Raw genomic sequence first — 11,567 nt, 5'->3', positions numbered from 1 at the left:
ATGTCACCATGGCTATGGTTAACAAGTCCTTGCGGCAAGCACGGAACGCCTCACCTCGGCCCGCCACGGGCATTGTTCCAGAAAAGGCGTTTGCGCGTCGCATTTGGGTGTAGCGGGGAAAATCAACCTTTGAGACACTTCCGATGGCGCCGGGAGGACAGAAATGAGCCAGATCACGACAGAGGCCGCCACAGAGATCGAAAGCACCGGCACCGAACGACGGAGGCGCAGCGGCGGCCGCGGCGGCGAGCGGACCCGCAAGCCAGCCGGCGGCGACCGCTATCGCCGGCTAGTCAACCGGCTCGCCCGCACCGAGGTGCTGGATGCCGAGGCGCTGGAGCATATCCATGATGCCTCCCTCACCGTACTGGAAGAGGTCGGCATGGACATCATGCTGCCGGAGGCCCGCGCGCGGATGAAGGCCGCCGGTGCCGACGTGAAGGAGGGATCGGACCGGGTACGCTTCGACCGCGGGCTGATCCTCGACATGATCGCCTCCGTGCCCTCGCAATTCACGCTGCACGCGCGCAATCCGGAGCGGAATCTGGCGATCGGTGGCAACAATCTGGTCTTTGCCCAGATCGCCTCTGCCCCCTTCGTGGCCGATCGGGAGGGCGGTCGGCGAGCCGGCAACCAGGAGGATTACCGCAAGCTCGTCAAGCTTGCCCAATGCTATGATATCGTCCACTGCACCGGCGGCTATCCGGTGGAACCCGTCGATATCCATGCCTCGATCCGCCACCTCGACTGTCTCGCCGATCTTGTGCTGCTGACCGACAAGGTGTTTCACTGCTATTCGCTGGGGCGGCAGCGCAATCTCGACGCGCTGGAGATCGTGCGCATCGGCCGCGGCATTTCGGCCGAGCAGCTGGAGGCGGAGCCCTCCCTGTTTACCGTGATCAACTCCTCCTCGCCACTGCGCCTCGATGGCCCCATGCTGCAAGGCATCATCGAGATGTCCTCGCGCAACCAGGTGGTGATCATGACGCCGTTTACGCTGGCCGGCGCCATGGCGCCGGTCACGGTGGCGGGCGCGCTCGTGCAGCAGAATGCGGAAGCGCTGTGCGGGATTGCCTTTTCCCAGATGGTGCGGCGCGGCGCGCCGGTGATGTATGGCGGCTTCACCTCGAATGTCGACATGAAGACAGGGGCGCCCGCCTTCGGTACGCCGGAATACATGAAGGCGGTGATGGCCGGCGGGCAGCTGGCGCGCCGCTACGGCATTCCCTACCGCACCTCAAACACCAATGCCGCCAACACGCTGGATGCGCAGGCCGCCTACGAATCCATGATGTCGCTCTGGGCGCTGACGCAAGGCGGCGGCAATTTCGTGCTGCATGCCGCCGGCTGGACAGAGGGCGGACTGACCGCCTCCTTCGAGAAATTCATCCTCGACGTCGACATGCTGCAGATGGTGGCGGAATTTCTGACCCCGCTCGATGTCAGCCCCGATGCACTGGCGCTCGACGCCATCCGCGAGGTCGGTCCCGGCGGCCACTACTTCGGCACGGGCCACACGCTCGCCCGCTACGAAAGCGCCTTCTACGCGCCGATCCTGTCCGACTGGCGGAATTTCGAAACCTGGACCGAAGCCGGCCGCCCCACCACCTACGACCACGCCAACCGCATCTTCAAGGAAAAGCTCGCAAGCTACGAACGCCCGCCCATCGACCCCGCCATAGAGGAAGAACTGTCCACCTTCGTTGCCCGTCGCAAACAGGAAGGTGGTGTGCCGACCGATTTTTGAGTGTTCTTCAACATGCTTTGAAATCACCGATTTCATACGTCATCCACAAGACAAGGAACAGATCCATAATCTGAAAGTGCCGCCCTGTTTTGGCCTCATGCTCGTTCGATCCTCGCCAAATTCTGTGGTCGGCCCGCGAAAGGACATTGGATGCCGCAACACGTCTTGCCACTCTCACATTTTCGCACCGCAATACTCGCTGCCTCGATCTCACTTCTGAGTACAGTGACACAGGCTGCGGAGATTTTCTGGGCGACCGATCCAGTGAAGCCGGGTCAGACAGTCCAGATAACGGGCATGGACCTTGATACGATCCGCCAGGCGTCCATCAGCCGGCTGGATGACGCGGCGGACAAAAGCGGGTCGAAGCTGGCTCAGTCCGTGTCCCCCGCACTTCAGTCCGACAAGACCCTCACCTATGTAATCCCGTCAACGCTCGCCAATGGTGTCTATGCGCTCACCCTGCTGGACGCTTCCGGCACAAGCATCACCACCCGCATCAACAGCGCCGATATCTACTGGACGCAAGGCGATGCCGGCGAGAGCGCAACGCCGGGTGGCTGGTTGCGCGTCCAGGGGCGCAACATCGCCCGCACGGCTTCGGCACGTCTTGAACTCACCGCAGAAAATGGCCGGATCACGACCATCAATCCGGATGCGCCAGACATCTGGTCGGCCCGATTTGCCATTCCCGCGGACATGAGGACCGGCACCTATCAGGCGCGTCTGTGGAACGGCAATGGCGACGCCTCGACCTGGCAAGATCTGGGATCGATCACGGTGACGGAGAAGCTGGTGCCTCCGCAGCGCAAGATGGAACTGCGCAGCAATCCCGTCGATGGACCGGCGCTTGATGATACGGCGCGCATCAATGCAGCCCTTGCCGGACTGGCCAATCAGGGCGGCGGAACACTCGTCCTTCGATCCGGCATCTACCATCTCAGCGGCGGCATCACGATCCCGGAGGGCGTCACGCTGAAGGGCCAGTCCCGCGAACTGGTCAACCTGATATGGAATGACATGGACCAGCCACCACCGGCCTTGATCGAAGGTTACCGCAATTTTGCCGTCGAAGACCTGACGATCGATGCGCAGCGCCATTTCGACGTGATCAAGGGCGGCTTTGATGCACAAGGCAAGAGCTGGACGGGCGGCAACTTCATACTTCGTAATCTGCTGGTCAGGGCTTCGGCGTTCATGGGGCACCTCAAGGCTGATGACGCGGCAGGCCGCGACAAGGCCCTGACGCTGCAGGAGCGTGACGGCGTCGCGGGTCTTCGACTTGGAGGCAATAATATCGTCGTCGAAGGGTGCGACGTGATTTCCTCCAATCGCTCATTCGTTCTCAACGAGGTCAAGAATGCGCGCATCGAGGGCAACACCTTCACCAATGGGCGCAACGGCTGGTATCACATCGGCGGCTCCCAGCGGATCCTGATGGAAGGTAACCGGATCGTCGGCGGCGACATGCAATCGACCGGCGGCGGCATCGGCAACCTCGGCGGCTACGCGCTCTCCGCCGATATGCTTCTTCGCAACAATAGCTTCGCACGTTTTCTGTCGGTAGATCGGGAGGCCATGACAACCGATGGACCGGGCGGCTATTATGCTGGAACCCTGAGGATGCTTTCGCCCACGACCTTTCAGATGAGTGGCGAGATGGGACGGCTGAAGGATCGATCCTGGATCAACGCCGGCCTTTTCGTCCTGGGTGGTCGTGGCACGGGTCTGGTGGCAACCGTCGTTTCCCGGAAGGACGATATCGTGACGCTCGACCGCCCCATCAGCGACAGGATTGACGACGCCTCCATCGTGACAATCACGCCCATGCAGGAGAACTATCTGATCATCAACAATGATTTCACCGATGTGGGCGCAGCGCAGATCTACGGCACGGGATATCGCCATGTCTTCGCCGGCAACACGATGACCCGGGGCGCCGGCATCCAGATCTCCGGACGACGCTACCAGCATCCCCAGCCGAATTTCTTCATCCAGTTGCTCGACAACACGATCCGCGAGCCCGACCTGACGGGCAAGAGCGAACTGGCGGTTTATGCCCAGCAGTTCGACGGGAACACCTCGATCCTTTCGCTCGGCAATGTGGTACGCGGCAACACGCTCTCCCAGAACGTGATGCTGCGTGTTGCAGGCAACGCAACCACGATACCGCTTCTGCAGGGTATTCTTGTCGAAGACAATGATATCAGCCAGACCGATATCGGCATCACGATCGGCGCCGGCGTCAAGGATCTGACGCTGCGCAACAACAATATCGCGCAGGTTCGCGTGCCCGTGAAGGGAATGCCGCAGCCATAGCCAGCACCCTTCGGCAACGGCGCCTCATGTCGGCGCCGTTGCCCTGTCCATCCAGACGCGGCGGAACCCTTCCGCGCATCAGACGCCTTCCGCCGCCGTTTCGCCACAAATCTCCCAGATTTTCGCCACATCACCACCTGGTCGTGCCGCCACACACGTTGCCTTCGATCCAGGGCTGTCGCCACATGAACGGATGTTCAGACTTATCCTTTTGTTTTTCCATTATTTTGCCGCCTTCACCGAGCATCTTCATCCCGTACCCTGAAGTTCAAGGGTGAAAGGATGAAGGCCATGACCGTACTGAAGACATCCATCACTGCAGGCCTTGTCGCGCTCACGATGACGAGCGCTCTCGTGGCAACGGCGCCAGTTGCAGAGGCGCGCGATCATTTCTGGGCTGGCGTCGCAGCCGGTGCCGTGGGCGGCATCATTGGCGGGGCGATCGCCAACCAGTCCGGGCCCCGTTATGTCGAGCACCGCTATTATGACGTGGCCCCGCCGCCGCCGACCGTCGTCTACGAGCGGACCTACTATCGGGAAGCGCCGCCGCCGCGTCCGCGCTGCCATTTCGAATGGCGCGAAAACAGCTGGGGCGATTCCTACCGGGTCCGCGTCTGCCCTGATTATTGAAGTTTGAATACAGGCGCCGGGCTCCGCTTCCGGCCGCCAGATTCGCAGGGCCCGCCTCGAAATCGATGCGGGCCCTTGACTTTTTGTGTGCAAAGCAGCACATGCAACGCAGCTTTCAACCTTCCGGCCGCCGCGTGAGCTGGCCGAGCGACGAGAATGGATCGCAAGGAAGGCGTAAAGGCGCACACAAAGCACGGCCGGACAAGGCCTGCGCCGAAAGCAGTTTCCCACTTGCAAGTTCCCAATTCACGCGGGGTTCTTGACGCCACAGGCAGACCGGACGGCATGGTGTCGTCAGGATGCGGTCTCTGGCGCCCCCGAAAGGTATTCGACTTGACGAATTTCCACGAGCTCGGCCTCGACAAGCAGATCGTCGCCACTCTCTCCAATCTCGGCTACGAAACGCCGACTCCGATCCAGTCCCAGGCCATTCCGCTTCTGTTGCAGAGCCGCGACATGATCGGCCTGGCCCAGACCGGCACCGGCAAGACCGCTGCCTTCGGACTGCCGCTGATCCAGATGCTGATGAAGGACCCCAAGCGTCCCGACAACCGCACCACGCGCACCCTCATTCTCGCCCCGACCCGCGAACTGGTGAACCAGATCGCCGTCAACCTGAAGAGCTATGTGCGCGGCACGCCGCTGAAGATCAATTCCGTCGTCGGCGGCGCCTCGATCAACAAGCAGCAGCAGATGCTGGAAAAGGGCACCGACATTCTCGTCGCAACCCCCGGCCGCCTGCTCGATCTTGTCAGCCGCAAGGCGATCGGGCTGACCACCGTTCGCTATCTCGTGCTGGATGAAGCCGACCAGATGCTGGACCTCGGTTTCGTGCATGACCTGCGCAAGATCTCGAAGATGGTTCCGAAGAACCGCCAGACGCTGCTGTTCTCCGCCACCATGCCGAAGGCGATCGCGGAACTTGCCAAGGACTACCTCACCGATCCGGTGAAGGTGGAAGTGACCCCGCCCGGCAAGGCCGCCGACAAGATCGAGCAGTATGTGCATTTCGTGGCCGGCAAGAACGACAAGACGGTGCTTTTGAAGGAATCGCTGCGCGCCAATCCGGATGGCCGCGCCATGGTGTTCCTGCGCACCAAGCACAGCGCCGAAAAGCTCTCCAAGCATCTCGAACAGGTCGAGTTCAAGGTGGCCTCCATCCATGGCAACAAGAGCCAGGGCCAGCGTGAACGCGCGCTCAAGGCCTTCCGGGATGGCGAGATCCGCGTTCTCGTCGCCACCGACGTCGCCGCCCGCGGCATCGACATTCCGGGCGTGACGCATGTCTTCAACTACGACCTGCCGGAAGTGGCAGACGCCTATGTGCACCGCATCGGCCGCACGGCGCGTGCCGGCCGCGATGGCATCGCGATCGCCTTCTGCGCACCGGATGAAACCCGCCTGCTGCGCGACATCGAGCGCCTGATGAACATCGAGATCACGGTCGCTTCCGGCGAACGCCCGTCCGAACTGCGCAGCCCCGAGCGGCCGCAGAAGGCGCGTGGCGGCCAGGGCCGTGGCAATGGCCAGCCACGTGAAAGCGGCGCCCGAGACCATGGTGCGCGCGACGGGGGCAACCGCGATGGCGGCCGCAACGCCCGCCGCAGTGCCGCTCCGCGCCCGCAACGTCCGCGCGAGGATGCCTTCGACAGCGATATCGCCGCGACCTCCGATCTCGGCCAGCCGCGCAAGAAGCCGTTCGGCGCCAAGCCGGCGGCCGGCGACAACCGCAAGCGCGGCAATGGCGGCGAAAACCGCCATGCCCCGCTGGGTGCCCATGAAGCCGGTGCCCAGCGCACCCACCGCAACGGCCCGAAGCCGTCCGGCCATCGTGGCGGTGCAAAGCCCGCCAATGGCGGCCCGGTGAAGTTCGGCGGCAGCGACAATGGCGGCCAGCGCCGCCGCGACCGCGCCTGATATCATCGGCCAGGCTCACACCATTCACACCCGCTTCCGGCAATGGAGGCGGGTGTTTTGTTGTCCGGGTTGGCAGCACGCTCTCCGGCAACCTGAGCTGTCATGAACGGGCTTGCAAGGAGGATGGCGCCCTCTGTCTCCGGCATGCATGTCACGCCGACCGGTTCACCAGATAGACGCCCGCCACCACGATCACCGTGCCGGCGATCATCGGTGCCGTCATGGGTTCGCCGAACACCAGCGTCGCCTCGACGGCCACCAGCGGCGGCATCATGTAGAGCAGCGAGGCGGTGCGGGACACCTCGCCGCGGCGGATGAGATAGAGCATCAGCCCGACGCCGCCCATCGACAGGCAGAGCACCGACCAGGCCATCGAGGCAATGGCCGCAAGCGTGGCATCGAAGCGCAGCGCTTCGAAACCGAGTGCCAGCGGCAGCGTGACGGCAACGGCTCCCAGATATTGCCAGACGGCGATGGTGCGCAGGTCGCCCCCACCGAGATGACGCTTCTGATACAGCGTGCCGAGCGTGGCGGAGACCATGGCGGCCAGATTGATCAGCAGCGGCAGGGCGCTGCCGCTCAGGCCCGTCTCGCGGACGGCGGAAAACTGCGGTGAAATCGCCAGCAGAATGCCGATAAAGCCGAGCAGCAGCCCGAGGATCTGCAGCCGCCGCAACCGCTCCCGGAGCAGCAAGGCCGCAAACAGGGCGGTCAGCAACGGCTGCAGTCCGGCGATGATGCCGGAGAGGCCGGCCGGCACGCCCTGCCCGATCGCCCACCACAGACCGGCGAGATAAAGGCCGTGCAGCAGCACCCCGCAGATGAAGGCATGCAGCATCAGGCGCCGCGAGGCCGGCCACGCGGCGCCTGCCCCTTGCGCAACCAGGGCGAAGGCAAGCGCCGCCAGCGCATGCCGCAGGGCAAGGAAGGTCAGCGGATCGGCATGCATGGCGGCGATCTTGGCAACGATCCAGCCGCTCGACCACAAAACGACGAAAATGGCAGGCGCGAAGCGAGACAGCATGGAAAATTCGGCCCCGTGAATGATGCCGCACAAGCGGGCAAGGCAGCGGTAAAGACTGGCTGAATTTCAGTCAAAGGAGAAAAACTGAAGCCTTCGGACAGAAAAACTGACAGCAAGCGCCTGAAAAGGAAGGAAAGGAAAAAGACCCGTCCTGCGAGCATTTGCACAAGCTTTGTGCGCTTTTCACTGACGTCTGCGAAGGCCGATTCCGCCTTTCCAAAGAAATTGCCGCTTCCTTGCGCAGGGTGCTTGCAATGCTCCAGACCTTGTACTTTTATGGTCGAAAACGGGGAATACACCATTGGCATTTGATGAAATGTTGACTGCGGACAACCATCCGCGCCCACCCTACAAGACCTACCAGGAGTGGTATGACGCCCAGGATCCGGCGCATCTGATCCAGAAATCCCGAGACGCCGAGAACATCTTCCGCAAGACCGGCATTACCTTCGCCGTTTACGGTCACGCCGATTCCTCGGAAAAGCTCATCCCCTTCGACATCATTCCCCGCATCATTTCCGCCCGCGAATGGCGCAAGCTTGCCCAGGGCATCGAACAGCGCGTTCTGGCGCTCAACGCCTTCCTCGACGACATCTACCACAAGCAGGAAATCATCCGGGCCGGGCGCATTCCCCGCGCACTCATCGAGAAGAACGATGCCTTCCTGCCGGAAATGATCGGCTTCAAGCCGCCGGGCGGCGTCTACACCCATATCGTCGGCACCGACATCGTGCGCACCGGCGAGGACCAGTTCTACGTGCTGGAAGACAATGCCCGCACCCCCTCCGGCGTCTCCTACATGCTGGAGAACCGGGAAACCATGATGCAGATGTTCCCGGAACTCTTCACCATGAACAAGGTGCAGCGGGTGGAGGATTACCCCTATCTGCTGCGCCAGTCGCTCGCCTCGCTCGCACCGCCCGGCTGCAAGGGTCGCCCACGCGTGGCTGTGCTTACCCCCGGCATCTACAATTCCGCCTATTACGAACATTCCTTCCTCGCCGACACCATGGGCGTGGAACTGGTGGAAGGCTCGGATCTGCGCGTCATCGACGGCAAGGTGAAGATGCGCACCACCCGCGGCTACGAGGCGATCGACGTGCTCTACCGCCGCGTCGATGACGATTTCCTCGACCCCCTCACCTTCCGCCCGGATTCCGCGCTCGGCATTCCCGGCATCATGGATGTCTACCGCTCCGGCAACATCACCATTGCCAACGCGCCCGGCACCGGTATTTCCGACGACAAGGCGATCTATTCCTACATGCCTGAGATCGTCGAGTTCTATACCGGCCGCAAGCCGATCCTCGAAAACGTGCCGACCTGGCGCTGTTCCGAGGCCGACAGCCTGAAATACGTGCTGGAGCATCTGGAAGAGCTGGTGGTCAAGGAAGTGCACGGCTCCGGCGGCTATGGCATGCTGGTCGGCCCCACCGCCTCCAAGAAGGAGCGCGCCGATTTCGCCGAAAAGCTGAAGGCGAAACCGTCCAACTACATCGCCCAGCCCACACTATCGCTCTCCACCGTGCCGATCCTCGTCAACAAGGGCATCGCGCCGCGCCACGTGGACCTGCGCCCCTATGTGCTGGTATCCGACAAGGTGAAGATCATTCCGGGCGGGCTGACCCGCGTGGCGCTGAAGCAGGGCTCGCTGGTGGTCAATTCCAGCCAGGGCGGCGGCACCAAGGACACCTGGGTACTGGAAGATTGAGGGCGTAAGGCAATGCTGGGAAGAACTGCAAACGGCCTCTACTGGATGTTCCGTTACATCGAGCGCGCCGAAAACATCGCCCGTCTGGTGGATGCGGGCCTGCGCGTCTCGCTGACGCGCACGGGTTCTACCGATGGCGACTGGGACGGCGTGCTGCAAAGTGCGGGCGTGCGCGATGCCTTCGGCGAGGTACATGACACGGTGACGGCGGCCAATGCCATCGATTACCTGCTGCGGGATACCGCCAACCCCTCCAGCGTACTCTCCTGCATCGAGGCGGGGCGCAACAATGCCCGCATGGTACGCACCGCACTGACACGCGAAACCTGGGAAGCCACCAACGAGTGCTGGATCGAGCTGAAGCAGCTGCTCGGTCGCAAGGTGAAGGCTGCCGACCTGCCGGAGGCCATCGACACGATCAAGCGGCGGGCCGGCCTCATCCGCGGCGCCTTCCACGGCTCCATGCTGCGCAACGATCTCTACAATTTCTCGCGCATCGGCACCTTCATCGAACGCGCCGATAACACCAGCCGCATTCTCGACGTGAAATATTACGTGCTGTTGCCGGCTGTCAGCCAGGTCGGCTCCTCGCTCGACAATTTCCAGTGGGAATCGATCCTGCGCTCGGTCTCCGCCCACCGGTCCTATGGCTGGGTCTATGATGCGGAATACCGCCCCTCCAACATTGCCGACTTCCTGATCCTCAACGTGCGCATGCCGCGCTCGCTCGCCTATTGCTACGAGAAGATCGTCAGCAACCTGCATTATCTGGAGGAGGATTACGGCCAGCGTCACCGCGCGCATGATACGGCGGCCGCCATCAAGTCCATGCTCAAGCGCGGCTCGATCTCCGACATCATGGACCAGGGCCTGCACGAGTTCCTGGAGGATTTCATCAGCCGCAACAACCAGCTGAGCGCAGACATTTCAGAAGGCTACCGCTTCTACCAGTGAGCGGACCCGGGGGAACGGACAAGCCGTCATGCATTTGAAGATTACGCATACGACCGAATATCTTTACGACGAGCCGGTGGCCTATGCCCTGCAGCGCCTCAGATTGACGCCGCTGCCCGGCCTTGGCCAGACGGTTCTCAACTGGGCGGTTGCAGTGGACGGCGCCAAGGTGGAGGCCGGCTATCGCGACCAGTTCGACAACTGGGTGGAACTCGTGTCCGTGGAGGGCGGCGAGCACCTGATCCGCGTCACCGCGCGCGGCGAAGTGGAAACCGTGGACCGCACGGGCATTGTCGGCCCGCATACCGGCTTCGTGCCGCTCTGGCTCTATCTCAGGGAAACACCGCGCACGAGACCCGGCAAGCTGGTGCGCGATCTGGCCCGCAGCGTGAAGGGCGACAGCGAGCTGGCGCAGATGCATGCGCTGATGGAGGCGATCCACGAGACGGTGGCCTACCAGCCCGGCAGCACCGATTCCGAGACCACGGCCGAACAGGCGCTGGAGGCGAAATCCGGCGTATGCCAGGACCATGCCCATATCTTCATTGCCGCCGCCCGCCAGCTGCATCTGCCGGCCCGCTATGTTTCCGGCTATCTGCTGATGGACGGCCAGATCGAGCAGGTGGCGACGCATGCCTGGGCGGAAGCGCACATCCCCGGCCTCGGCTGGGTGGGGTTCGATGCCGCCAACAAGATCTGCCCGGACGAGCGCTATGTGCGCGTGGCAACCGGTCTCTGCTACCGCGACGCAGCGCCGGTCTCCGGCATGCGCATCGGCTCGGCCGGCGAAAACCTGAAAGTGTCACTGACAGTCGCAGCCGCCGGCACGCAAAGCCAGAGTCAGGTCGAGAGCGGACAGAGCCAGACACAGGCCTGAGCCTTTCGCCCGTGCGCGCCAGACGTTGGGGCTCGTCCCGGCGCGCCATGGGGAGCCGGGCGTTGCCCATCCTCGGCAGAGGCGACGGCGGCTTGTTACCGGGCGGCCCCGGTCTATCAGGGGGAATTTTGCAATGCAGGCAGATCCAGGGTCAGGCCTGACCGTTCTGGCGATACGCATTATGTGCTTATGTTTATCCCGTGGTGAACAGAGCAGCCGGTCGGACCTCTTCGGTCAGGGCGCAACCGGGTCGAACCTGGAGGCCTTGTCGGGTCGTGGAGTTCGGCGACGCGAGCAGAGCCGAACGCAGGCCTGATTTTCGGCGCCGTCATCACCACTGCTGATGCTCAGCTGGCAACGACCCGGACGGCACGCTGATGAATGTGCT

8 protein-coding genes are annotated in these 11,567 nt (G+C 62.8%); 7 read left to right on the top strand and 1 reads right to left on the bottom strand.

Annotated elements, in window-relative coordinates; all coding sequences use genetic code 11:
• Positions 1-163: 163 nt before the first annotated feature.
• The 4 genes from F3H95_RS07295 to F3H95_RS07280 all read left to right on the top strand — a co-directional run bounded on the left by F3H95_RS07295 (position 164) and on the right by F3H95_RS07280 (position 6,613).
• Positions 164-1,747 carry a trimethylamine methyltransferase family protein gene (locus F3H95_RS07295; protein WP_149745412.1) on the top strand — a complete coding sequence of 528 codons (1,584 nt, stop codon included), beginning with the start codon at positions 164-166 and terminating at the stop codon, positions 1,745-1,747.
• A 297-nt stretch (positions 1,748-2,044) separates the two neighbouring features.
• Positions 2,045-4,066, top strand: a complete 2,022-nt coding sequence (locus F3H95_RS07290) for a right-handed parallel beta-helix repeat-containing protein (protein ID WP_188134318.1) — start codon at positions 2,045-2,047, stop codon at positions 4,064-4,066.
• A 291-nt stretch (positions 4,067-4,357) separates the two neighbouring features.
• Positions 4,358-4,696, top strand: a complete 339-nt coding sequence (locus tag F3H95_RS07285) for a hypothetical protein (RefSeq protein ID WP_143124423.1) — start codon at positions 4,358-4,360, stop codon at positions 4,694-4,696.
• Between the two features lie 285 nt (positions 4,697-4,981).
• Positions 4,982-6,613 (top strand): DEAD/DEAH box helicase, encoded by a 1,632-nt coding sequence (locus F3H95_RS07280; protein WP_244617910.1) that lies wholly within the window; start codon positions 4,982-4,984, stop codon positions 6,611-6,613.
• Between the two features lie 151 nt (positions 6,614-6,764).
• Here the strand turns inward: F3H95_RS07280 and F3H95_RS07275 are convergent, their stop codons facing one another.
• A complete protein-coding gene (locus F3H95_RS07275) occupies positions 6,765-7,637 on the bottom strand; it encodes a DMT family transporter (RefSeq protein WP_149745409.1) in 873 nt (290 codons plus the stop codon).
• Positions 7,638-7,938: 301 nt separating this feature from the next.
• Here F3H95_RS07275 and F3H95_RS07270 point away from each other — a divergent pair, with 301 nt between their 5' ends.
• The 3 genes from F3H95_RS07270 to F3H95_RS07260 are packed head-to-tail and all read left to right on the top strand — an operon-like array spanning position 7,939 to position 11,179.
• Positions 7,939-9,348, top strand: a complete 1,410-nt coding sequence (locus tag F3H95_RS07270; RefSeq protein WP_143124420.1) for a circularly permuted type 2 ATP-grasp protein — start codon at positions 7,939-7,941, stop codon at positions 9,346-9,348.
• Between the two features lie 12 nt (positions 9,349-9,360).
• Positions 9,361-10,302 carry an alpha-E domain-containing protein gene (locus tag F3H95_RS07265; RefSeq protein WP_143124419.1) on the top strand — a complete coding sequence of 314 codons (942 nt, stop codon included), beginning with the start codon at positions 9,361-9,363 and terminating at the stop codon, positions 10,300-10,302.
• 28 nt (positions 10,303-10,330) lie between these two features.
• The gene (locus tag F3H95_RS07260) at positions 10,331-11,179 is read left to right on the top strand and encodes a transglutaminase family protein (RefSeq protein WP_149745408.1); all 849 of its coding nucleotides are present in this window, start codon (positions 10,331-10,333) and stop codon (positions 11,177-11,179) included.
• The last annotated feature ends 388 nt before the right edge of the window (positions 11,180-11,567 follow it).

Origin of the sequence: Rhizobium sp. RU35A, from assembly GCF_900156005.1 — a bacterium.
In the GTDB taxonomy this organism is placed as follows: Bacteria; Pseudomonadota; Alphaproteobacteria; order Rhizobiales; family Rhizobiaceae; genus Neorhizobium; species Neorhizobium straminoryzae.
The sequence above is the reverse complement of the archived record's forward strand: the minus strand, read 5'-3'. Positions and strand labels throughout refer to the sequence as shown.